The sequence below is a fragment of the Microbulbifer mixtoriginis (SeqCode) genome (assembly GCF_052466695.1).
Map to the genome: position 1 here is coordinate 3,954,034 of NZ_CP174285.1, position 22,038 is coordinate 3,976,071.

The 22,038-nt window shown below is 53.1% G+C and carries 22 protein-coding genes; 14 read left to right on the forward strand and 8 right to left on the reverse strand.

Annotated features, from left to right (window positions below; translation table 11 throughout):
• Positions 1 to 23: 23 nt before the first annotated feature.
• From ACJJI0_RS17215 to ACJJI0_RS17225, 3 genes are all read right to left on the reverse strand, one after another.
• Positions 24 to 1,217 carry a saccharopine dehydrogenase family protein gene (locus tag ACJJI0_RS17215; protein WP_444883553.1) on the reverse strand — a complete coding sequence of 398 codons (1,194 nt, stop codon included), beginning with the start codon at positions 1,215 to 1,217 and terminating at the stop codon, positions 24 to 26.
• 70 nt (positions 1,218 to 1,287) lie between these two features.
• On the reverse strand, positions 1,288 to 3,210 hold the full coding sequence (gene speA, locus ACJJI0_RS17220) for a biosynthetic arginine decarboxylase (protein WP_444885946.1): 1,923 nt from the start codon (positions 3,208 to 3,210) through the stop codon (positions 1,288 to 1,290).
• 232 nt (positions 3,211 to 3,442) lie between these two features.
• Complete coding sequence (locus ACJJI0_RS17225; RefSeq protein ID WP_444883554.1) at positions 3,443 to 4,129, reverse strand: DUF6515 family protein; 687 nt, start codon at positions 4,127 to 4,129, stop codon at positions 3,443 to 3,445.
• Between the two features lie 304 nt (positions 4,130 to 4,433).
• Here ACJJI0_RS17225 and panC point away from each other — a divergent pair, with 304 nt between their 5' ends.
• Positions 4,434 to 5,282: a pantoate--beta-alanine ligase gene (gene panC, locus ACJJI0_RS17230; RefSeq protein WP_444885947.1), complete on the forward strand. Its 849-nt coding sequence runs from the start codon at positions 4,434 to 4,436 to the stop codon at positions 5,280 to 5,282.
• A 13-nt stretch (positions 5,283 to 5,295) separates the two neighbouring features.
• A complete protein-coding gene (panD, locus tag ACJJI0_RS17235) occupies positions 5,296 to 5,682 on the forward strand; it encodes an aspartate 1-decarboxylase (RefSeq protein ID WP_252084259.1) in 387 nt (128 codons plus the stop codon).
• Between the two features lie 44 nt (positions 5,683 to 5,726).
• On the opposite strand, the gene ACJJI0_RS17240 is transcribed toward panD, so the two are convergent.
• On the reverse strand, positions 5,727 to 6,644 hold the full coding sequence (locus ACJJI0_RS17240) for a polysaccharide deacetylase family protein (protein ID WP_444883555.1): 918 nt from the start codon (positions 6,642 to 6,644) through the stop codon (positions 5,727 to 5,729).
• Between the two features lie 173 nt (positions 6,645 to 6,817).
• Here ACJJI0_RS17240 and ACJJI0_RS17245 point away from each other — a divergent pair, with 173 nt between their 5' ends.
• The 11 genes from ACJJI0_RS17245 (at position 6,818) to ACJJI0_RS17295 (ending at position 16,505) form a co-directional block, all read left to right on the forward strand.
• Positions 6,818 to 7,312, forward strand: coding sequence for a 2-thiouracil desulfurase family protein (locus tag ACJJI0_RS17245; RefSeq protein WP_444883556.1), 495 nt, complete (start codon positions 6,818 to 6,820; stop codon positions 7,310 to 7,312).
• A gap of 45 nt (positions 7,313 to 7,357) precedes the next feature.
• Positions 7,358 to 7,723, forward strand: a complete 366-nt coding sequence (locus tag ACJJI0_RS17250; RefSeq protein WP_252084261.1) for a cupin domain-containing protein — start codon at positions 7,358 to 7,360, stop codon at positions 7,721 to 7,723.
• Positions 7,724 to 7,983: 260 nt separating this feature from the next.
• Positions 7,984 to 9,921: an acetate--CoA ligase gene (gene acs / locus ACJJI0_RS17255; protein ID WP_444883557.1), complete on the forward strand. Its 1,938-nt coding sequence runs from the start codon at positions 7,984 to 7,986 to the stop codon at positions 9,919 to 9,921.
• Positions 9,922 to 10,064: 143 nt separating this feature from the next.
• The gene (locus tag ACJJI0_RS17260) at positions 10,065 to 10,481 is read left to right on the forward strand and encodes a RipA family octameric membrane protein (protein WP_252084263.1); all 417 of its coding nucleotides are present in this window, start codon (positions 10,065 to 10,067) and stop codon (positions 10,479 to 10,481) included.
• 193 nt (positions 10,482 to 10,674) lie between these two features.
• The gene (locus ACJJI0_RS17265) at positions 10,675 to 11,052 is read left to right on the forward strand and encodes a VOC family protein (protein WP_444883558.1); all 378 of its coding nucleotides are present in this window, start codon (positions 10,675 to 10,677) and stop codon (positions 11,050 to 11,052) included.
• A gap of 40 nt (positions 11,053 to 11,092) precedes the next feature.
• Positions 11,093 to 11,491 (forward strand): DUF6632 domain-containing protein, encoded by a 399-nt coding sequence (locus ACJJI0_RS17270; protein WP_252084265.1) that lies wholly within the window; start codon positions 11,093 to 11,095, stop codon positions 11,489 to 11,491.
• Between the two features lie 133 nt (positions 11,492 to 11,624).
• Positions 11,625 to 13,124 (forward strand): catalase, encoded by a 1,500-nt coding sequence (locus ACJJI0_RS17275; protein WP_444883559.1) that lies wholly within the window; start codon positions 11,625 to 11,627, stop codon positions 13,122 to 13,124.
• Between the two features lie 55 nt (positions 13,125 to 13,179).
• Positions 13,180 to 13,662 (forward strand): ankyrin repeat domain-containing protein, encoded by a 483-nt coding sequence (locus ACJJI0_RS17280; RefSeq protein WP_444883560.1) that lies wholly within the window; start codon positions 13,180 to 13,182, stop codon positions 13,660 to 13,662.
• Positions 13,663 to 13,821: 159 nt separating this feature from the next.
• Complete coding sequence (locus ACJJI0_RS17285) at positions 13,822 to 14,808, forward strand: SrkA family protein kinase (protein ID WP_252084268.1); 987 nt, start codon at positions 13,822 to 13,824, stop codon at positions 14,806 to 14,808.
• A gap of 1 nt (position 14,809) precedes the next feature.
• Positions 14,810 to 15,637: a serine O-acetyltransferase gene (gene cysE / locus ACJJI0_RS17290; protein ID WP_444883561.1), complete on the forward strand. Its 828-nt coding sequence runs from the start codon at positions 14,810 to 14,812 to the stop codon at positions 15,635 to 15,637.
• A 73-nt stretch (positions 15,638 to 15,710) separates the two neighbouring features.
• On the forward strand, positions 15,711 to 16,505 hold the full coding sequence (locus ACJJI0_RS17295) for a GNAT family N-acetyltransferase (RefSeq protein WP_444883562.1): 795 nt from the start codon (positions 15,711 to 15,713) through the stop codon (positions 16,503 to 16,505).
• Between the two features lie 41 nt (positions 16,506 to 16,546).
• On the opposite strand, the gene epmA is transcribed toward ACJJI0_RS17295, so the two are convergent.
• From epmA to ACJJI0_RS17315, 4 genes are all read right to left on the reverse strand, one after another.
• Entirely contained in the window at positions 16,547 to 17,500 is a 954-nt protein-coding gene (gene epmA, locus ACJJI0_RS17300) for an EF-P lysine aminoacylase EpmA (RefSeq protein ID WP_444883563.1), read from the reverse strand.
• A 52-nt stretch (positions 17,501 to 17,552) separates the two neighbouring features.
• Positions 17,553 to 18,125, reverse strand: coding sequence for an elongation factor P (gene efp / locus ACJJI0_RS17305; protein ID WP_444883564.1), 573 nt, complete (start codon positions 18,123 to 18,125; stop codon positions 17,553 to 17,555).
• 333 nt (positions 18,126 to 18,458) lie between these two features.
• Positions 18,459 to 19,253, reverse strand: coding sequence for an aldolase (locus ACJJI0_RS17310; protein ID WP_444883565.1), 795 nt, complete (start codon positions 19,251 to 19,253; stop codon positions 18,459 to 18,461).
• A gap of 173 nt (positions 19,254 to 19,426) precedes the next feature.
• Positions 19,427 to 20,137 carry an iron-containing redox enzyme family protein gene (locus ACJJI0_RS17315; RefSeq protein ID WP_444883566.1) on the reverse strand — a complete coding sequence of 237 codons (711 nt, stop codon included), beginning with the start codon at positions 20,135 to 20,137 and terminating at the stop codon, positions 19,427 to 19,429.
• A gap of 693 nt (positions 20,138 to 20,830) precedes the next feature.
• On the opposite strand from ACJJI0_RS17315, the gene epmB reads away from it, so the two are divergent.
• Positions 20,831 to 21,883, forward strand: coding sequence for an EF-P beta-lysylation protein EpmB (gene epmB, locus ACJJI0_RS17320; RefSeq protein WP_444883567.1), 1,053 nt, complete (start codon positions 20,831 to 20,833; stop codon positions 21,881 to 21,883).
• Positions 21,884 to 22,038 lie beyond the last annotated feature (155 nt).

Consider the following 22,038-nt stretch of genomic DNA (forward strand, 5'->3'; position numbering starts at 1 on the left):
GAGGGGTATGGAAAAGTGCGGAATTACTGGAAGGGCTTATCCAGCCAGGTTTCCTGCCAGGGCAGGCCGTACTTGTTCAGGTCGTCCATAAAGGGGTCCGGGTCCATCTGCTCCATGTTCCACACGCCGGGCTTCATCCACTTACCTTCCAGCATCATCTTGGCGCCGATCATTGCCGGTACTCCAGTGGTGTAGGAGATGGCCTGGGACTGTACCTCTTTGTAGCAATCCTGGTGATCGCAGGTGTTGTAGACGTAGTAGATCTTCTCTTCGCCGTCTTTGCTGCCGCGGATAATGTTGCCGATGCAGGTCTTGCCTTTGGTCAGCGGGCCCAGGCTGGCGGGGTCCGGCAGCATCGCCTTGAGGAACTGAATGGGCACAATTTCCTGGCCTTGGAACTGTACCGGTTCGATGCCGGTCATACCGACGTTTTGCAGTACTTCGAGATGCTTCAGGTAGCTTTCACCAAAAGTCATCCAGAAGCGCGCGCGCTCGATTTCCGGGAAGTGCTTGGACAGGGATTCCAGCTCTTCGTGGTACAGCAGGTAGATGTCTTTGTCGCCGATGCCTTCGGGGAAATTGAAGACACGCTTCTCTTCCATCGGCTTGGTGGTTATCCACTGGCCATTTTCCCAATAGCGGCCGTTGGCGGTAATCTCGCGGATATTGATTTCCGGGTTGAAGTTGGTGGCGAAAGGCAGGCCGTGGTCGCCGGCGTTGCAGTCGAGAATATCCAAGGTGTGGATACGATCGAAGTGATGCTTCTTGGCGTAGGCGGTAAATACGCTGGTCACACCGGGGTCAAAACCGCTGCCGAGCAGGGCCATCAGGCCGGCTTTCTCGAACTTCTCCTGGTAGGCCCACTGCCACTTGTACTCGAACTTGGCCTCTTCTGGCGGCTCGTAGTTGGCGGTGTCCAGGTAGTGCACGCCGGTTTCCAGGCAGGCATCCATGATGTGTAGGTCCTGGTAGGGCAGGGCCACATTGATGATCATGTCCGGCTTCACTTTTTCGATCAGCTTGACCAGTTCGGGTACGTTATCCGCATCGACTTCGGCGGTATCAATTTTCCGCGGCAACATCTCCGCGATCTTGTCGCACTTGCTCTTGGTGCGGCTGGCGAGAGTGATGTTTTCAAATACTTCAGGAACTTGTGCGCACTTATGCGCAACTACCTGGCCGACGCCGCCGGCGCCGATGATCAGTACGTTGGCCATAAAGATCTCCTTAGTCTGCGACGTTGGCCGCCGCTATCTTCTTAAAGGCTTACCGCCTTATTTTTTAAACTTACTTTTCGAAGTAGGTGTAACCGCTCATGCTGGCGGTATAGGTATGCAGAATCTGCTTGCGCTGGGCAGCGGTGATCAACCCCTGTTTCACAGCGCGCTCCGCCAGGCGGCGGAAACGCTCGAACAGTTCTTTGGGTTGATATTCTACGTAACTCAGCACGTCGGAAATACTGTCGCCGTGAATCTCATGGCTGAAGTCGATACTGCCGTCCTCCTGGATACGTACACTCACCACGTTGGTATCGCCAAACAGGTTGTGCAAATCGCCCAGCGTTTCCTGGTAGGCCCCCACCAGGAAGGTGCCGAGGATATAGTCCTCGCCGTCTTTCAGTTCGTGCAGGGGCAGGGTTTTCTGCTCCTTCTCGCGACCGATAAAGCGGTCGATCTTACCGTCGCAGTCGCAAGTGATGTCGGCGATGATACCCGAGCGGGTCGGCGCCTCATCCAGGCGATGGATCGGCAGTAGCGGGAATACCTGGTCGATGGCCCACATATCCGGGATCGACTGGAAGACGCTCACATTGGCGTAGTAGATATCCGACAGCACCTCTGGCAGGGCCTGCAGGTCAGCGGGTATTACTTCGGCTTCGTCGAGGAGTGCGCGAATCTCCTGGGCACCCTGCAGGAACAGGTTCTCCGCATTGGCGCGCTCGCGTAGGCTCACCTGGCCGTGCAGGTACAAAGAGCGCACTTCGTCGCGATAATAAAGGGCGTCGTTGTAGCTCTCCTGCAGGTTTTTGGGGGTGATGCTACTCACCGCATCCTGCAGATTGAGCAACATCTGGTGATCGCCGTCGCTGATCTTGGTGTGCTCCAGCTCCACCGGTTCGAAGCGGGTGGTGTCGAGCACATCGAACAAAAGCACTGAGGAGTAGGCCACAGTGGCGCGGCCGGACTCGGTGATAATCACCGGGTGGGCAACCCCTTCACTGTCGAGAGTCCCCATAATGGCTTCCACGACATCCACGCAGTACTCGTCGAGGGAATAGTTCTTGGAGTGGGTGTAGTTGGTCTTGGTGCCGTCATAGTCCACCGCCAGGCCACCGCCCAAGTCCAGATAGCCCATGGGAGCGCCTTCTTCCACCAGATCGGCGTAGTAGCGGCAAGCTTCCAACACTCCGGTGCGAATATCGCGAATATTCGGTACCTGCGAGCCCAGGTGGTAGTGCAGCAGCTTGAGGCAGTCGAGCATATTGTGGCTGCGCAGCTGGTCGACCATGGCAATCAGGTCGTTACTGCCCAGGCCGAAAATGCTGCGGTCGCCACTGGTGGCGTTCCAGTAGCCGCCCACCTTGGAGGCGAGTTTCACCCGCGCGCCGATATTGGGGCGCACCTGCTCGCGCTCTGCGCAGCGGATGATGGTTTCCACTTCCGAGGGCGTTTCTACCACGAAGAAAATCTGTACACCCAGGCGCTGCGCCTGCAGGCCGAGGTTGATAAATTCCTCGTCCTTGTAGCCGTTACAGATGATCAGAGATTCGGTGTTGTCCAGAATGGACAGTGCAGCGATCAGCTCCGCCTTGCTGCCAGCCTCCAGGCCGTGGTTAAAACGGCGGCCTGCGCTGGCGATCTCTTCGATCACCTGGCATTGCTGGTTGACTTTGATCGGGAAGACCCCGCGAAAAACATTGCCGTAGCCGCAATCCTCAATGGCGCGGGCAAAGGATTCATTAATGCGGGCGATCTGTGCATCGAGCAGATTTTCAATGCGCAGTAGTAGGGGCATGCCCAAGCCGCGCTCGGTGGCGCCGCGGGCGATTTCCATCAGAGAGACACTTTGGGATTCCCCGTTGGGACCCTCGACCAGGACCGAAACTTCACCGTCTTCATTTAAATCGAAATAGCCGGCGCCCCAGTTGCGGATGCCGTAAAGTTCGGCAGAATCGTCGCAGGTCCAGTTTTTTACTTGTTGCTGTTTCATGGCGCCTTTCCGTTGATCTGTGGCGGGCGCGAATCTTGGGCCCAGCAGTGCTGGAAAGCAATAACTATAGATAAAAAAACGTTGATTTTTTTCCCTGTAAAAAACTAAATATTTATTCGGTTTTTTTCTGGCTTCAGCGCGCTTTACGATGAGGAATTGTTGTGGAAATTTAGCCGCGAAATAAAAAAGCGGTCCGAAGACCGCTGAAGCTTGGGGGGATGGAATAGGGCGGTTAAAATAGTCCGGGATTGGGCACAACGCGGTAGCCGCGTCGTCGGTCATCCCAGCGGTAATAGGTGTCGTAGGCTACGTAGTAGTTGTAACCACCGACAACCACTGTCAGGGCCGAGGCCGGTAGGCTATGCACGATGGCGCCGTGGGGCGGACGGGTTACCACATAGCCGTGAGAAGCCGGGCGGTAGAAAATACCTTCGCTATAGTAGAAGCCGGTGGCGCCGATGCTGATACTGACAAAATTTTGCGGTAGGTGGCGCCAGCTGTAGCCGTAGCCGTAATGTGCTGGGCGCCAGCGAGGACGATGCCCATGGTGGCCACGGCGATAATGGGGTCTGTGCACCGCGCGGTGCTCGTGCCGGTGGCCTGTGCGGTGGCCGCGGCTATAGCCATCGGAGTAACCATCTTTGTAAGCGTGGCGGACTTCTCGGCGATGTCTGCGCTCCTCCCTACGCTCTCTGCGTGCTTCCTTGCGCTGTCTGCGCTCTTCTCTACGATGTTCTCTCTCGTGCTTGCGATTATGATGTCTGTCGCGTTCCATGTGACGCTGCTCGCGATGGGCTCTTCCCTGTCCGTGGTGATCCTGGTCCATTGCCCGCTGGTGTCCCCTATGTACTTCGGATATGGCAGGGGTTGCCAGGAGCAATAGGCCCGCGGCGGCGATGGCAGTAGTGAGGTGTCTCATGGCAGCGCTCCCGAGCACGGATGGCTCTTTGATGTCGTTTAAAGTCGTTTGTGGATCTTGGCGGGCAGTTTGCCCTGGCGGGTATGAACACTTCCTGAACTCTGCTCGATAATCTGAGGCGGGGGAGGTGTGGTGGGATAATTTGTAAGTGACTTGGAATCCGGCTGATATGACCTAGACAGTGGTCTGTGAGCTATCAGAGATGTCGTGGGAAAAACCTGGGGATAGCGGCACTTTTGCTAAGTTGAGACGCCTCGTCTCAGCGAGTATGATGCCGCGCTGATACATAGTGAGCGGTAGAGAGATGCAAGTCTTCCACCACGTAGCCAGCCTGCGCGAGGCGCTGGCCAAAGCCCGAGCAGACGGCAAGACCGTGGGCTTCGTGCCCACCATGGGCAATCTGCATGACGCCCATATCGAGCTGGTCAAGTTGGCCCAGCAGCACTGCGACCTAGTAGTGGTATCGATCTTCGTCAACCGCCTGCAGTTTGGCCTGAATGAGGATTGGGACAAATATCCGCGCACTATGGAGCGGGATATGGCCCGGTTGCGCGAAGCCGAGTGCGATTTCCTGTTCCACCCGGATGAGAACGAGATTTATCCCAACGGTATGGACCAGCAGACCCGCGTGGTTTGCCCGGCCATGACCGATGTGCTTTGTGGCGCGAGTCGCCCCGGTCACTTTGAAGGGGTGACGACGGTAGTCTCCAAGCTGTTTAATATTGTGCAGCCGGACAAGGCCGTATTTGGCATCAAGGACTTCCAGCAATTGGCGGTGATTCGCCGTATGGCCGAGGACCTGTGTATTCCGGTGGAAATCATTGCTGCGCCGGTACACCGCGAGAGCGACGGTCTGGCTCTGAGCTCGCGCAATGGCTATATCACTGCCGATGAGCGCCCCAAGGTGGCGGTGCTCAACCAGTCACTGAATTGGGTTAAAGATGAAATCGTGGGTGGGCGCCGGGATTTTGCCGACCTGGAAAAAGAGGCGCGCCAGCGTATCGAAGTCACTGGCTTCCGCGTCGACTATTTCTCCATCTGCTACAGCAAGGACTTACAGCCGGCGGCTGATGACGATAAACAAATTACGATTCTGGGGGCGATGTACACCAGTGCCGCGCGCCTGATCGACAACGTATCCCTGGAACTCTGAGGGGCATCCAACCATGCAAATTGAAATGTTGAAGTGCAAACTGCATATGGCCGCGGTGACCCAGGCCGAACTCTGGTATGACGGCTCCTGCGCAATTGATGAAGATCTGGTAGAGCTGGCCGGTCTGCGCGAATTCGAAAAAATCGATATTTACAACGTGAGCAACGGTGAGCGCTTTCACACCTATGTGATTCTGGCCGAGCGCGGCTCCGGTATTATCTCCATGAATGGTGCCGCTGCCCGCCGTGTACAAGTTGGCGATCGTATTATTATCGCTTCCTATGCCCAGATGACAGAGGCAGAGGCCGATAGCCACAAGCCCAAGCTGGTCTACCTGGATGAAAGCAACAAGGTAGAGCGCAGCACTAATACCATTCCGGTTCAGCTCGCTGAAGCCTGATTCTCTCCGTTACAGGGCTTTGTGCCCTGTAGCATCCCTGCCATTTAGTGATCAGACATCAATAACACTTCCTGATTGAACCTCTTTTCCAGGTAGGACTCATCCAGGGTGTAATGCCAGAGATTTTTCTTTTGCCCTTTAGTAAGGGCGATTTCGCCGATTCTGCCAGGATTGTATTTAATCGGTTGGTCGAGTTGGTATTTGGCGATGGGATCTTGATAGGCCTCCTGCAAAGAAATTATTTCCCAGCCTTCCCGCTGCAGGCGACGAGCTAAATCGCCAATAAACAACGCCGTAATGTCCATTTCGTGTAACAGTAGGACGTGTTTGGGTGAACGCCCAAGATATTTGCTCGCCATATCGTCATAGTAATTAATACTCGCCATAAGAACGTCGACATAAAACTTTGAGAGTCTCTCCATATCAACCGGTTTTCCGACTTTCACCGCCGCTTGGAAAAGCTCTTCGATATACCAGTCGTAATTATTTAAGGTGATATAGGCATTTTGGTAATTATTTTTCTGTAATAGATTTCGCATGCCATCCCGTTTTTCGATAGTTTCTCCCTCGCGCAGGTAGGGAAAGCGGAAATAGGGTTTAAAATTGTCAAATTGTTGCAGTAGATGATGGGCTTGTAAAAAATCCGACTGATAGACGGATAGCTCTGTCTCAAGAAAGTTGGGATGGCTATGGGTGTGATTGCCAATAGTATGCCCGGCCTTGTTGTATGTACCTATTCTCTCTAGGCCTTCCTGATTCAGTGATTGTGTGGTGGCAAAGAAGGCTACTTGTCCAATTTTGTGCTTTTCCAGGTTCTCAATTAGTGTTTTTGCTCGAGTTGGTCCGTCAAAGTAGCCATCGGCTTTGCGGGGGGCATCGTCAAGCGTAATCGCCAATTGTTTGGCATTAGCTACAGGAGTTGTGAACAGGCAGATAATCAAAATCAGTATAGAGCGCAGCATGATTTATTTCTCTAATGGATTTGTTTAGGGGGCGTTCGCTTAACCTGGATTTATTTGTCTTACTTTTCCGACTTTCTATCTTAATTTACTTGCTGGGCAACCTTTATGCTCGTGTAATCTAAGTGACCTTTAAGCATTATTTTCTATTGTGTCCATTTTGACCGCAGGTGTATATGACCAAAATACTAGTGAGTTCTTGTCTCCTGGGGTGTGCCGTGCGTTATAACGGTAGTGATGTTGGGGTCCATAACAGCGATTTTGATTGGCTTATAGAAACCCAGGATGTCGTTCCTCTGTGTCCGGAAGTTGCAGCCGGATTGCCTATACCCAGGGCTCCGGCAGAGATTTTCGGCGGTAGTGGATCTGAGGTTTTAGCGGGCACGGCCAGAGTTATAGGAATTGATCATAAGGATCTGACAGATCAATTTATATGGGGAGCGGACGTAGCCCTGAGCTTGTGTCGAAATCAGGATATCAAGTTTGCGGTGCTTACAGAAAACAGCCCATCCTGTGGTTCGAATTTTATTTACGATGGCAGTTTTTCAGGAGTGAAGAAAAAAGGGATTGGAATAGTGGCTGCCCGTCTAAGTGAATCGGGGGTGTTGGTTTTTAGTCAGCATACTGTTGGAAGCCTCAGAGACTTAGTTGAGATCTCACGTTTGATATAGTTTTAATTAATAAGTGCTTTCTTGCTTAGGAGGAAAGGATTAGAAATGCGCTATAAAGTCATTAATTTTAGAGAAAAGCTAGCAAAGTTCTCGGACCATTGGTCTCCTAAGGTCATCGCGGAGATGAATGATTACCAGTTCAAGCTGGTAAAGATACAAGGAGAGTTTACCTGGCATGATCATCCCGATACGGATGAGGTTTTTATCGTTGTCTCAGGACAAATGGAAATTGAGTTTCGCGATAATACTATCTGTTTGGGTCCTGGGGAGATGGCTGTGGTGCCCAAAGGCGTGGAGCACAAGCCAAGGGCTGAGCAGGAGTGCGAGATTTTACTGGTTGAGCCCAGAGGCGTTGTGAATACTGGTGATGCCGGAGGTGAACTGACCGCGGATAATAATATCTGGATTTAATATCCGGTAAATTGCCCAGGGCTTAATCGATAATTTTCTGTTGTTAGTCAACCTTCTGGCCCCTTGTTGTTTTAGCCGTCCCCAGTGGGTGAGGAATGGACGAATTATCTTGTACCGTGTGAATGTTTCCTACTTTTCAACTCTGCCAGCGGTGGGGGGATTGTTTCACCCAGGCAATGCTATAAAGTGAGTCGAATAAGACCCCATAAATTCAGAATTCTCTAGGCCAAGGTGCCACGCTAATAATAAGGGAGAAGATGATGTCAGATGTGCATACCCGCCCCATACCTGCCAAGTTTGCCGCCAATGCTCTGATTGGCGCTGAAGACTACGAAAAAATGTATCGACAATCGGTGCAAGATCCAGAGGCATTCTGGGCTCAGCAGGCCAAGGATTTTCTGCAGTGGGAAAAATCTTTTACCCAGGTGCTGGAGGAGGATATGCACCGAGGGCATACGGCTTGGTTTGCCGATGGTCAACTCAATGTCACGGTGAATTGCATCGACAGACACTTAGCTAGCCGCAGTGAGCAAACCGCCATTTTGTGGGAGGGAGACGACCCTGCGGATAGTGTAGCGATTACCTATCGCACTCTGTATGACAATGTGTGCCGCCTGGCGAACTTGTTGAAATCTCGTGGAGTGAAGAAAGGGGATCGGGTTTGCATTTATATGCCCATGATTCCCGAGGCGGCCTATGCCATGCTCGCCTGTGCCCGTATTGGTGCGGTGCATTCGGTGGTGTTTGGCGGTTTCTCGCCGGTTTCGCTAAGGGATCGCATACTCGACTCTGATTGTCGCTTGGTGATTACCGCCGATGAAGCGATTCGAGGGGGTAAGCATATTCCCCTCAAAGCTAATGTAGATCAGGCCCTGTCTGAGTGCCCCAGCGTTCATACGGCCATTGTGGTAAAGCATATCGGCGCCCCAGTGGACTGGGATAGTAAACGGGATATCTGGTATGCGGATGCCATCGCAGAAATGGATGGCGACTGTGCACCAGAAGTCGTCAGCGCTGAAGATCCGCTGTTCATCCTCTATACCTCCGGTTCCACCGGCAAACCAAAAGGGGTGCTACATACCACCGCTGGTTATTTGCTGATGGCCACCATGACTTTCAAATATGTATTTGATTACCGGGAGGGTGAGGTTTTCTGGTGCACCGCGGATGTCGGTTGGATTACCGGCCATAGCTATATCGTCTACGGTCCCCTGGCTGCCGGAGCCACCACGTTAATGTTTGAAGGCGTGCCCACCTATCCGGATGCCTCACGTTTTTGGCAGGTTGTGGATAAACATCAGGTCAACAGCTTTTACACTGCGCCTACAGCGATCCGTGCACTAATGGGAGCGGGGGATGCGTTTGTCACCAGTACAGAACGCAGCTCCTTGCGACTATTGGGGACAGTGGGTGAGCCAATTAATCCAGAGGCCTGGGAGTGGTATTACAAGGTAGTCGGTGATGAGCGCTGCCCTATTGTGGATACCTGGTGGCAGACGGAAACCGGCGCTCATATGATCACACCGCTACCCGGTGCTATGGCGCTTAAACCGGGTTCTGCCACAAAGCCTTTCTTTGGTGTGCAGCCGGTGTTGTTGGATGGGGACGGCAAAGAAATCGAAGGAGCAGGAGAGGGTGCTCTGGCGATTAAAAAAAGCTGGCCCTCGATGATTCGCGGAGTATATGGCGATCGCCAACGTATGATCGATACCTACTTTTCCACTTATCCCGGTTATTACTTTACTGGCGATGGTGCGCGCAGGGATGCGGATGGTTACTACTGGATCACTGGGCGTATCGACGATGTGTTGAATGTTTCCGGCCACCGCCTAGGCACCGCTGAGATCGAGAGTGCTCTGGTATTGCACCCGGACACCGCAGAGGCCGCGGTGGTGGGTTATCCACATGATATTAAGGGGCAGGGTATCTATGCGTTTGTTACCCTGAAATCAGGGCGGGAACCCAGTGAAGCCTTGCGGCAGGCGTTAATTGAACTCTGCTCCAAAGAGATAGGGCCTATTGCCAAGCCGGATGTCATTCAATGGGCGCCGGGCCTGCCTAAAACCCGCTCGGGAAAAATTATGCGGCGTATTCTGCGCAAGATAGCCTGTAATGAGTTGGATAACCTTGGAGATACCTCCACCCTGGCGGACCCTGCAGTAGTTGACGATCTACTGGCACATCGCGAAAATCGCTGACCTGAATTTAGCGCAAGTACTATTCCCTGGCGGCGCGGCTGTTGGGGACTGTAGAAAAGCCGGGCACCGCCCGGCTTTTTTGCTCTTATCAGTGCCATCGCGCGGTGGTTCAAGGCCAGTAAATTGACTCAAGGAGAAAGAGTTTGGAGCAGGTAAAGTACCTTTGTGAGCACTATCGCTTTGCAGCTGACCAGCGCCTCAAGGTTTTTAATTTTTTTGTTGTACTGACCATGTTTGTGGAGGGTGGGATTTTTACTGCGGTGGAGAAAAATTTTCACCCGCTTATATTGGCCCTGCTCGGTGGTTTTGTGATGATCCTGGTAACGGTATTTTGGTTGATGGATGTACGCAGCCGCGAGCTACTTAGGTTAGCGGTACCCGCCCTGCAAAATCTCGAGCAGCAGTATCCCGAAGAGGCCAGAATTTTTTCCAATGACGCTATCCGCCGTGGAGAAATTGCGCGTTACACCTTTGCCTATCGGGTACTTTTGGTCGGCCAGCTTATCTTTGGATTTGGTGTGGCAGCATATGGGTTGTATCACTGGTATATCACTCCTTAACCCGACCCCTCAAATTTTGGCATGGCAACTTGGCGACAGAATTTGCTGGGTTGCCGTCAGCCTCGACACTGTAATGGTTCTTTTCACGCAGTAAAGCCCGTCACGATTCCATTCCGAGCAAGGTCTAACTCCCTTCCCTGGACTATCTTGCAGATTGGCGGTGAAGCCAGCCTAAGAAAGGGAAAGTAAATCCATGTTGGATCACATCAGAATACCGGTCGAAGATTTTACTCGCTCCCGTGAATTTTATCGCCAGGCCCTGGCGTGTTTGGGGTATGAACTGGTGATGGAGTTTGATAATTCAGCTGGTTTTGGTTGGGCGGATAAGCCGGAATTTTGGATTCGCGGCGAGGAAGTCAGCAGCTCTCTGCTACATATTGCCTTTCGTGCAGAGGAACGTGAGGTAGTGCGTGATTTCTATCGAGCCGCATTGGCAGCGGGTGGTACCGATAATGGTGTGCCGGATATCTATGAAGAGTATCACCCGGATTACTTCGCAGCCTATGTATTAGACCCGGATGGCAACAATCTCGAGGTGGTTTGTCATTTGCCCGGCGATTTGCAGGAATAATTCAGGTAGTTGCTTATCTAATAAATTTAGAGACTCTGTTATGGATGATGCAGTCCGCGCCAAGTACCTACCTATTGCACTGGTAGTTGTAGGCCTAATCTTTATATTTGCTATTTATCCGATGATGATGTGGGTTTGGCCATCTGGGTGGGGGTGGACCCCACGGCAGCCGGAATATGAGCAGATGATTATGGGGATCTATGCAACTTTGGGTGTTTTTCTTATTCGCGCGGCAAAAGATCCCGCAGCCAATGCCAGCCTAATTTGGTTTACCGTTTGGTCCAGCCTGGTGCATGCTACGATTATGCTGTTTCAGGCACTGTACGATCGCACTGAGCGAGCGAATTTGTTGGGAGATATTCCTGCGCTTTTTTTGGTGGCAATTGTGCTTTGGTATCTGATGCCAAAGCGTCACTTTAAAAAAAGTGATAAAACTTGAGGGGGAATTTTATAGTCAGTGCAGCTTATTAATTCCAACTATAAGAACGATAATAAGGTCTAATTTCCCACTAAATATGCTCGCTTATAAGCTCTGTCCCTGTAATAGAAACAATTTTAGGGACGGACTTCCGATGAAATATCTTCCTTTATTTGCATTAACTATCGGCCTGATAGGCGGTGCCAATGCTGAGACATTAACTCGCGATAATGGCGCACCGATAGGTGACAATCAGAACTCACAAACTGCGGGAGAAAATGGTGGGAATTTGCTGCAGGATGTGCACCTGATCCAGAAATTACAGCGCTTTGCCCGCGAGCGTATTCCAGAGCGGGTTGTACATGCGCGCGGCACAGGAGTACACGGTGAATTTGTCGCTACAAAGGATATTGGTGACCTGACCCGAGCGGTGGTATTTGAGCCCGGTAGCAAGACACCAGTTTTCGTGCGCTTCTCAACCGTAATTCATTCCAAAGGCTCGCCGGAAACTCTGCGCGATCCCCGTGGCTTCGCCACCAAGTTTTATACCGATGAGGGCAACTGGGATCTCGTAGGCAATAATCTGCCGGTATTTTTTATTCGCGATGCGATTAAATTTCCGGATATGGTGCATTCCCTGAAACCTTCTCCGGTAACTAATCAGCAGGATCCGAATCGCTTTTTCGATTTCTTTAGCCATGTACCAGAAGCCACCCATATGCTCAGCTGGGTTTATTCTGACTACGGCACCCCAGCAAACTTGCGTCAAATGGATGGTTGGGGTGTGCACGCCTATAAACTTATCAATGATAAGGGCGAAGTACATTATGTGAAATTCCACTGGAAAACCCGCCAGGGTATTAAAAACCTAAGTGCGGAGGAAGCGGCGGAAATCCAGTCGAAAGATTTCAGTCATGCGACGCGAGATATGTACGCGGCCATTGAGAAAGGCGACTACCCCCAGTGGGATTTGTATATCAAGGTACTGAAACCTTCTCAGCTTGATGGCTTTAATTTCAACCCACTCGACGCGACTAAAATGTGGCTGGATGTGGAGGAAACCAAAGTCGGCACCATGACGCTCAACCGTGTGCCCACTAATTTCTTCCAGGAAACTGAGCAAGCCGCATTTGCGCCAGCCAATATTGTGCCCGGCATTGAACCGTCTGAAGACCGTCTGCTGCAGGGCCGTGTTTTCTCCTACTCCGATACTCAAATGTATCGCTTGGGAGCGAATCACCAGCAGCTGCCGATCAATCGTCCCCGCGCAGTAGTGAATAACTGGAACCAAGATGGAGCCGCAAATTACGGGCAGCAGACTTCCGATGTGAACTATCAGCCGAGCCGTATTGATGCCCGCAGCGAAGATCCCAAAGGCCTGTACAGCAATAAGCTGCTCACTGGCAGTACCCAGCAAAAGGCGATTGAGAAGAAACTGCCATTTGCCCAGGCCGGTGTTTTCTATCGCAGCTTGAGTTTGAAAGAGCGTCAGAACCTGATCGAAAACCTAGCTGGTGATCTGGGTAAGGTGCGCGATGACAACACCAAACACATTATGCTGAGCTATTTCTACCACGCCGATAAAGACTATGGCCAGCGCCTGACCAAAGCGGTTGGTGGCAACCTGAGCCGAGTGAAAAAACTGGCCCAGTAATATTGACCCATTGGTGGGCGGCAGTTGCCGCCCACTAAAATGTTTAGGTGAACTCATGAGATCAATTCTATTTGCAATCGTCTTTCTCGCCCAGGGGCTAACTCTAATGGCTCAGGCAGTGGAGCCGGAAAAAAATGACTCTGACTTTACCGAACTCTCCCAGTATTTTTTTGCCGCTGCCAGGATTGGTGATACCGAGGTGCTGCGTGAATTCTCGCAAGCCGGATTTCCTCTAAATACCCGTAATTCAAAAGGCTATACGGCACTGATGATTGCCACCTATAACGGCCGCAGGGAAGCTGTGGATTATTTGTTGCAGAGGGGGGCGGACGCCTGTGCACAGGATCGCCGCGGCAATACTGCGTTGATGGCGGCAATTTTTCGTGGTGAGTTTGCCTTGGCAAGAACCCTGTTAAAGCAGGACTGTGATTCGCAACAGGTCAATAGGGCCGGCCATTCGGCAGAGGATTTCGCCGAGGTCTTTGGTCGTGACCAAATGGTTCAGCTATTGCAGCAACAGCGGTCAAGTGGCGGCTAGTCACTGTAATTCAGGGAGTGGTTCTGGTTAGCGCTATTGCACGCCATTTCCCTTCTGCAGTCTCTTTGGGTGTCGCTAAAGCTGCGGGGTTATTCTGTGTTTGTCCCCGCCCCCGCGAGCGCGTTAGCATAGCCAACCGATATTCAGTTGGTACCCGCTATGACCCAGAGCCACCATCCCTATGAAGCCCTTACGCCGGACGTGGTGATTGACTGTGTCGAGAGCACCGGGCTGATTTCCGATGCGCGTATTTTCCCCTTAAACAGTTATGAAAACCGGGTCTACCAAGTGGGCATTGAGGGTGCGGAGCCATTGATCGCCAAATTTTACCGCCCCGGCCGCTGGAGTGATGAGCAGATTCAGGAAGAGCATCGTTTCACCCTGGAATTGGCCGAAGCGGAGATTCCGGTGGTGGCGCCGATGCAGTTTGATGGGCATACCCTGCTGGAGTCGGCAGGCTTTCGCTTTGCCTTGTTTCCCCGCCGCGGGGGGCGCCAGCTGGAGCTGGATAACTTCGATCATCTGGAGCAGGTGGGCACTATGCTCGGGCGTATCCACGCAGTGGGTGGCGCCAAGCCCTTTATTCATCGCCCGACTCTGACTCTAAAGCACTTTGCCATTGATAGCCGAGAATTTATCCTGGATGGTGATTTTTTACCGCGGGAAAACCGTGAGGCCTACGCCTCGGTAACCGGGCATATTATTGAACAGGTCGCCCCGTTGTTTGAGCGCGATTGGGACTTACTGCGTCTGCACGGTGACTGTCACAGTGGTAACTTCCTGTGGCGCGATGAGACCCCCTGGTTTGTGGATCTGGATGACTGCCTGATGGGACCGGCCATCCAGGATATCTGGATGCTGATCTCCGGCAATCGCGCCGAGCAAACCGCCTACCTTGATGCGGTACTCGAAGGTTATGAAACCTTCTATAGTTTTGATCCTCAGCAGTTGCAGCTGGTGGAACCATTGCGCTGTTTGCGCCAGATGCACCACGCTGCCTGGCTGGCGCGCCGCTGGCAGGACCCGGCTTTTCCCCAGGCATTTCCCTGGTTTAACACGCCTCGTTATTGGGCGGAACATATACTGGCACTGCGCGAGCAGCAATCGGCACTACTGGAGCCACCTCTGACACTGGGAGCGGTTTGATATGGAAGAGTCCACTGTGAATGCCTCATGCACCGAGACAAACTCGGATTTACTATGGGAGCGAATTCGCATCGAAGTGGCACAGCAGGTCGAACGCGAACCGATCCTTGCCAGTTTTCTGCACGCCACTATTCTCAATCACAGCTCCTTGGAGGCGGCCCTCAGCTTTCACCTGGCTAACAAGTTGGACAATGTCGTGGCGCCGGCACTACTGATCCGCGAGGTGATCGATGAAGCCCTGGCGGCCGACCCGGAAATAGGTCGTGCGGCGCGCGCGGATCTGAATGCCACTTACCTACGGGACTCCGCATGCAATTCCATGCACGAGCCCTTCCTCTACTTCAAAGGGTTTCACGCCCTGCAGGTGCACCGGGTGGCGCATTGGTTGTGGCGGCAGCAGCGCCGTTCGTTGGCCATGTTTTTACAGCACCGGGTCTCGGTGGTGTTCAGTGTGGATATTCACCCCGCGGCAAAAGTGGGGGAGGGTATCCTGCTGGACCACGCTACCGGTATTGTGATTGGTGAGACTGCGGTAGTGGAGGACAATGTTTCCATCATGCAGTCGGTAACCCTGGGGGGGACCGGTAAGGAGAGTGGCGACCGCCACCCCAAGATTCGCTGTGGGGTTTTGATTGGCGCCGGCAGCAAGGTACTGGGCAATATTGAAGTGGGCGAATGCGCCCAGGTGGCCTCTGGCAGTGTGGTCTTAAAGCCGGTACCGGCAAAAACCCTGGTGGCCGGTGTGCCGGCCAAGGTGGTGGGGCCGGCGACTTGTGCCCAGCCGGCAATGTCTATGGATCAGTGCGCGCTTTCACAAGTGGAAAAGTAGTGATCGCAACCCCGCCTTGTGCGGGGTTTTTCGTTCTTTAGGGAGTTGGATAAACGGAACTATCCTTGTACCCATGAAATATAGTCTCAGCGCCAAAAACCTTGTCTGCCGCAATCTAGAGGCTCACGCCAGTTATTGTGCGGCTCTGCTCAATCCCAATCACACCAAAGAGATCACCGGTATTGTGCGCAGTGATACTGGTCTTTTATCGGGCCGTCTCAACCAGGCGGTTTCCAATACAGTGATGCAGCCACGTATACTGCAGCGCTTTGCGCTGGACTATTTTGCCGAGCGCCACAGCGCATTTACCTTGTGGCACAGCGCCTCCAAGCCGCTCGATGACGAGGCTCTGGCGCAGCTGGGATTACAGCGCAAGCAATCGCAGGTGGCGATGGCCGCAGAAATTGAACGCCTGGCAGTGCAGGGGGCCGCACAGAAAGTGGATGGGTTGGTGCTGTCCCCGGTAAAAAAAGAGGCTCTGCCCGAATATGCAGAAGTACAGGCGGCGGAGTGCGGCAGTGCCCTGGAAGCCGCGGAGCTAAAAAAATTTTACACGGCACTGGCGGAGATTCCCGAACAGCGCCGAGCGCGGCTCAGGTTCTTTTTGGCACGGTTGCAGGGTACTCCGGTGGCGGCGGGCTGCCTGTTTGCCTCCGCCGATGCGCTGGGACTCTACGATCTGGTGACTCTGCAAGACTACCGAGGGCAGGGGATTGGTCGGGCTCTGTTTCACTATCTGCTGGAGCAGGCTCAGAGCAGTCATCACCGCAGTCTAGTGGCGCTGGTACCTGCGGAACGTCAGCAGTTGCCATTGGATTGCGGCTTTTTTGCTGTGGGCGAGGTGGCGCGCTATGTTTACACGCCTTGAGGGGGCTGATCAGCTTGCTGTTCTATAGAGTCTGACGAGGGTCAAGCGCGTTCAATAGGAAAGGCGATCACCTCTTCGATGGTTTTGTAACCACCGGCCAACATCAATAAACGATCCACACCAAGTGCCACACCGGCACACTCCGGCATCCCCGCCCGCAATGCCTCCACTAATCGCTCCTCATAGGGATAGAGATTGAGGCCGCGCTTTTGGCGATAGGCATGGTCCGCTTGGAAACGGCGCAGCTGTTCCGCACTATCGGTCAATTCCCAATAACCGTTGGCTAGCTCCAATCCGCCCACATAGGCTTCGAAGCGCCTTGCCACTGGGGTGCCACTTTCGTCGGGAAGCACCTTGGCAAGCGCCGCTTGGTCTGCGGGGAAGTCGTACAGCAGCGTAATACCCTCACCCATGGTGGGCTCCAGGCGATGGCTCATCAGCAAGTCCAGACATTCGCTGCGATCAGCGGGGCTGAAGGCCAGGTCCATCTCCTTCTCGACACAGCGGTGTAAGTCACTATCGCTGGCGTTATGGGGGTCCAGCTGTAATTCGCGCTGGAACAACTCCCGATAGCTGAGTAACTGCACTTGTTGGATTTCTAGTACTTCGCTTAGTAGATCGGCCACTTCGTCCATCAGGCGTCGATCATCCCAGCCGCAGCGATACCATTCCAACATGGTGAATTCCGGGTTGTGGCGGCTGCCTGCTTCACCTTGGCGAAACGCCTTGCCCAGGTAGTAGCAGTCGCCGAAACCGGCGGCCAGCAAGCGCTTCAGCCCAAACTCTGGGCTGGTGGCCAGGTAGGCGTTGTCACCACCGCATTGGGTGGGAATGGAATCGATATGTGGGTCGCTGGTAGCGCGGCGTGAAAGCACTGGCACTTCGGTTTCCAGCACCTTGCGGACAGTAAAAAATTGGCGAATTTCAGCCAGTAACGCGGCGCGATGGCGCAGGGCTTCAATGGTGGCGCTAGGACGCCAGAGGTTAGAGGTCATGGGATTGGCTCAGGCGACGGACGGCCGGTGGCCGCCCGCGAGAGGTGGGAGATTAATCTTCTTTGGCGCGGCCCAGGTATTCACCGGTGCGGGTATCTACTTTGATGGTCTCGCCGATTTCCAGGAACAACGGCACTTTAACCACAGCGCCGGTAACCAGGGTAGCCGGCTTGGTGCCGCCCTGGGCGGTATCGCCGCGCAGGCCGGGATCGGTGTCAGTGATTTCCAGAATGACGTGGTTGGGCGGAGTGACTGCCAGCGGAGAACCGTTGTACAGGGTTACAGTGCAGATATCCTGCTCTTTCAGCCATTTGGATGCGTCGCCCACTGCGTCGGTGCTGGCCTGGTGCTGTTCGAAGGTTTCGGGCTCCATAAAGTGGAAGAACTCTCCATCGTTGTAGAGGTATTCCATCTCGCGGTCCATAACATCTGCGCCTTCCAAGCTTTCGCCGGAGCGGAAGGTGCGCTCCCAAACTCGGCCGGTTTTCAGGTTGCGCAGTTTAACGCGGTTGAATGCCTGGCCCTTGCCAGGTTTGACGAACTCGTTTTCTACAATCGAGCAGGGATCGCCGTCGAGCATTACCTTGAGGCCGCCCTTGAATTCGTTGGTAGAGTAATTAGCCATAGCAATTAGAGCCCTTATAAGTCATGTATCTCTATGATTTTTAACGAGTTTTCCCCTCACAAAAGCCCGGCCGCGGCCCGCTCCAGCCCTGGGAATCCCGTGCGCTCCCGCCAAAAATGGTAGCTGCAGGCGACTCGTTAGGCCGCGGCGCAGAGACTTTACCTGCGGCCCTGAAATGTTGGGGCGAGATTATACAGGAGGGCGGCGGCTTGAACGACTCCGTGCGGCGATTTGAAGAGTTGTTATGGCCGCTTGTACAGATCTTGGCTGGAGCTGCTTGCGAGCCCGCAGGTGTTGGGCCCGCGGACTGAAAAAAGTAGCGGTGGCTGTGTATTAGCCAAGCGGATTATCGCTGCTTTTGTCGATATCTCGCAGCAGGCGTCTGGCATAGTAAGCGAAGGTAGCCTGACTGCGTTTTTCCTGCAGGATCCAGTCGTGGGCTTCGCGGCCGAGTTCCGGTTTTATATCCTGAATGGTGCCAGAGGACTCCGCCAGCATTTGCAACTGGGCGGCGCGCTCGCACTGGAGGGCCATGGAGCAGGCTTCCTCGACGGAGCGACAGGCAATGATCAGGCCGTGATGGGCGAGCAGAATAGCGCGCTTGTCACCGATCGCTTCAGCAATCAACTCGCCCTCGCTGTTGCCCACCGGCACGCCTGGCCACTCCTTGAGGAAGGCGATGTCGTCGTACAGCATGCAGGCGTCCATGTGGGAAATTTTCAGTGGGCGCTCCAGCATGGACAGTGCAGAGATATGAATTGGATGGCTGTGCACTATGCACTTAACATCCGGACGTGCACGGTAAATCCAAGTATGGAAGCGGTTGGCAGGGTTGGCCATGCCGTCGCCGGAAAGGACTTCGAGATCTTCGTTCACTTCCAGCAAATTGGACGCGGTAATTTCATCAAAGCCCAGGCCCAGGCGCTGGGTGTAATAATTTCCTGGTGTTTCTGCTCGGGCAGTGATCTGTCCGGCCAGACCGGAGTCGTGTCCGTGGGCAAAAAGAATACGGCAGGTGAGCGCAAGTTTTTCACGCAGAGTCCAATCGGGCACGCCTAGATGCTGCTTCATGGATTCGCTGGCGCGCTCAATCAGCTCGCTTTTATTCATTGATAGTGTTTCAGCCATTTTTAACTCCAATATTTACGGCACAGAATGTTCACCGGTCGCCGTGCGCGGTGGAACTCTGGGAAAGTGCCGTTCAATCTTTTTAATTTTTTATAGCAAGCACAGTGGTTTCACTGTGGTAAATACATCCCTGTATTGTGCCCAGCCACAATAAATGGCCGGGCAAACACGGTTTAGGCGGGGATCGCTTGGGGCTGACTCTGGTTCGAGGTGCGGTAGGCAGTTTCGATAGAATCGAAGAACTGTTGGCGGGCCTGCACCAGACGGCGTCCCGCATCGAGCATGACATCAAGCTGGGAGGCATCTTTACTGCCGATATCGACCATAATATCGCGGATGGTTTCAGCATGGCCGTCGTCGCATTCGATATGCAGCAGAAAGAAAGTTAACTGTTCGTCTGCCACGCCGCGGGCGCGGAAGCCGGCTACGATATCGCTATAAAGGTCCGGTACCAGTGCCTCTGCGCCCAGGCATAGTGCGCCCAGTCCCGAGCTGGCACGCAGGTCGCGGCAGTGTTGGAACATAGTGTCGATCAGGTGCTGGGTGCCCGGCAGAATTTCTGCATTTTCCAAGCTCAGACCAAAATGCTCGAGAGTCTCGCGGTAAATCTCAGCGTGGGGCTTGGGGCTGTCGGGTTCCAAACCCAGTTCTTCCATCAGGTTTTCAGCCAGCTCATGTACTTCTTGATTACTGGGGAGGTTGGCCATCATCGCACACAGGTAACGCACGAAGTAGCTGCTGTAAATTCCCTGTTGGACCAGGAAAATTTTCAGCTCTTCCATGGTTATAGAGCCATCGCGGCAGCGCTTGAGGAATGGGTGAGCACGAGTTTGCTCAATCAGTAAATCTTTATTTGCCTCAAGTAACTCAAGCTGCATTTCCATCGAATTATTCCTTTATGTAATTCCATTTTTATTGGACGAGGAAGATGTCCGGTTTATTTTTTTATTGAAATTCGAGTGCACTGAATTCAAGAAAGACAAGGTTGTTATCGCTTTGTCTTTGGTTAAATTAACACCGTATTAACCCTGTTGTGAATGGGGGAATTGTGAAGATTTTCCTAAGGAAATTTGTATGAGTAGTAATATTTTTATGCTGGTAGTTATTTTTTTGTTAGTAACAACTTTTATTGATTCGGAGTGATTTTTTACCTTGGTGGTAGTGAAGTCGTTACTTCGCTTGCAGCGCAGGCTGTGCGCCTATGTTGAAAGGGCGATATTGAGATTTTCTAATCTAAAGATCAGTGTGGCGTTTATTTTTTTGTCGATTTTTTTTCGTTGTTTATGTGACAAAGTTGAATAATTGTGAGAAAAAAAATATTTGGCACAGGCTTGGTTTACACTCCTTGTTACTGAAATTCAGAGTGTGGGCCTGACTGAACCCGATATTAATTGGCTTTAAAGCCATTGTGACTGTGTGGTTTTATTGGTTTTGGCTCGGTAACTTTGATCGGCAGTTTTCCGCCTTTTGGGTACCGCTATCAGGCTTGGTAGGCCGAATACCTGGAGCGTCTGTGCTGGGGGCAGCTTCTGGTACAATGGCTTCTTTTAGTGTTGCTCCCTTCCGTGCGTATTCCTATGGCGAAATCCCCAGCCGTCGACAGCGAAATGATCGACATCTCCGAAGCCCGCCGCTGGCAGGATGAACTTTCAGACTTGATCACTGATCCTGAAGAGTTGATCCGGTTGCTGCAGCTCGACCCGGCGCAGATGCCTTGGGCGCAACGGGCCAATGACAAGTTTGCTTTGCGGGTACCGCGCCCGTTTCTCCGCCGTATACGCCCTGCCGACCCAAATGATCCGCTGTTGTTGCAGGTTTTGCCCGGCGCTGCAGAGTTGGAAGTAGTAGCGGGTTATAGTGCAGACCCGCTAAAAGAAGCTGAGGCGAATCCACTGCCGGGGGTGGTACATAAATATCACGGTCGCCTGCTGTTTATTGCGGCGGGACAGTGCGCGGTAAATTGTCGTTACTGCTTTCGCCGGGAATTTCCCTATGGCGATAATCATTTGAATCGCAAACAGTGGTCTGCAGCGCTTGATTATGTGCGCACACACACAGAGTTGCGCGAGGTGATTTTGAGCGGTGGTGATCCACTGGTATTGAATGATCGCCAACTCGGTTGGCTCGCCGGTGAGCTGGCACAGATCCCCCATCTAAATAAATTGCGCGTGCACAGTCGTGTACCCATTGTGGCGCCTAGCCGCATTACTGATGAGATGCTGTCCTGGTTCAGCCAGTCGCGCCTGAAGCCAGTGCTGGTTTTGCACTGCAATCACGCTAACGAAATTGATGCTGAGGTGCGTGGGGCCCTGCTCAGGTTACGCGAAGCGGGAGTGACTCTGCTAAATCAAGCGGTGTTGCTGCGCGGCGTCAATGATAGCTGCGAAGCCCTGGAAGCCCTCAGCGAAACCCTGTTTGATGCGAGTGTGTTGCCCTATTACCTGCATCAGTTGGACAGGGTCAACGGTGCGGCCCACTTCGAAGTGAGTGATAGTGTGGCAGTGGAAATCGTTGAGCAATTGCGCCGGCGCTTGCCAGGTTATTTGGTGCCGAAGCTGGTGCGAGAAGTGCCGGGTGTCGCTTCCAAGTCGCCAATAGAGGCTTGCGTCAAACCTTCTAACGTCGATTAATAAAAATCCTGAGGCGCAGAGGATAGAAAAATGGCGTCAAATTGATCTGTGCTAAATACACGGCAGAGCCTATCTATATAGTGGCTGCCGATTAATTGCGCCGCACAGCCCGCGGGCCAGAAAAGCAGCTGCCGGCCTGCTCAGTGATTACTTAT

Bases quoted from the DNA above. Each gene is read 5' to 3' on its own strand.
- ACJJI0_RS17240 (WP_444883555.1), bottom strand. From the start codon at position 6,644: ATGCTGCGCTCTATACTGATTTTGATTATCTGCCTGTTCACAACTCCT.
- panD (WP_252084259.1), top strand. From the start codon at position 5,296: ATGCAAATTGAAATGTTGAAGTGCAAACTGCATATGGCCGCGGTGACC.
- ACJJI0_RS17225 (WP_444883554.1), bottom strand. From the start codon at position 4,129: ATGAGACACCTCACTACTGCCATCGCCGCCGCGGGCCTATTGCTCCTG.
- ACJJI0_RS17245 (WP_444883556.1), top strand. From the start codon at position 6,818: ATGACCAAAATACTAGTGAGTTCTTGTCTCCTGGGGTGTGCCGTGCGT.
- epmA (WP_444883563.1), bottom strand. From the start codon at position 17,500: ATGACCTCTAACCTCTGGCGTCCTAGCGCCACCATTGAAGCCCTGCGC.
- ACJJI0_RS17285 (WP_252084268.1), top strand. From the start codon at position 13,822: ATGACCCAGAGCCACCATCCCTATGAAGCCCTTACGCCGGACGTGGTG.
- cysE (WP_444883561.1), top strand. From the start codon at position 14,810: ATGGAAGAGTCCACTGTGAATGCCTCATGCACCGAGACAAACTCGGAT.
- acs (WP_444883557.1), top strand. From the start codon at position 7,984: ATGTCAGATGTGCATACCCGCCCCATACCTGCCAAGTTTGCCGCCAAT.
- efp (WP_444883564.1), bottom strand. From the start codon at position 18,125: ATGGCTAATTACTCTACCAACGAATTCAAGGGCGGCCTCAAGGTAATG.
- ACJJI0_RS17280 (WP_444883560.1), top strand. From the start codon at position 13,180: ATGAGATCAATTCTATTTGCAATCGTCTTTCTCGCCCAGGGGCTAACT.
- ACJJI0_RS17265 (WP_444883558.1), top strand. From the start codon at position 10,675: ATGTTGGATCACATCAGAATACCGGTCGAAGATTTTACTCGCTCCCGT.
- ACJJI0_RS17250 (WP_252084261.1), top strand. From the start codon at position 7,358: ATGCGCTATAAAGTCATTAATTTTAGAGAAAAGCTAGCAAAGTTCTCG.
- ACJJI0_RS17275 (WP_444883559.1), top strand. From the start codon at position 11,625: ATGAAATATCTTCCTTTATTTGCATTAACTATCGGCCTGATAGGCGGT.
- ACJJI0_RS17315 (WP_444883566.1), bottom strand. From the start codon at position 20,137: ATGGAAATGCAGCTTGAGTTACTTGAGGCAAATAAAGATTTACTGATT.
- ACJJI0_RS17310 (WP_444883565.1), bottom strand. From the start codon at position 19,253: ATGGCTGAAACACTATCAATGAATAAAAGCGAGCTGATTGAGCGCGCC.
- epmB (WP_444883567.1), top strand. From the start codon at position 20,831: ATGGCGAAATCCCCAGCCGTCGACAGCGAAATGATCGACATCTCCGAA.
- panC (WP_444885947.1), top strand. From the start codon at position 4,434: ATGCAAGTCTTCCACCACGTAGCCAGCCTGCGCGAGGCGCTGGCCAAA.
- ACJJI0_RS17270 (WP_252084265.1), top strand. From the start codon at position 11,093: ATGGATGATGCAGTCCGCGCCAAGTACCTACCTATTGCACTGGTAGTT.
- ACJJI0_RS17295 (WP_444883562.1), top strand. From the start codon at position 15,711: ATGAAATATAGTCTCAGCGCCAAAAACCTTGTCTGCCGCAATCTAGAG.
- speA (WP_444885946.1), bottom strand. From the start codon at position 3,210: ATGAAACAGCAACAAGTAAAAAACTGGACCTGCGACGATTCTGCCGAA.
- ACJJI0_RS17215 (WP_444883553.1), bottom strand. From the start codon at position 1,217: ATGGCCAACGTACTGATCATCGGCGCCGGCGGCGTCGGCCAGGTAGTT.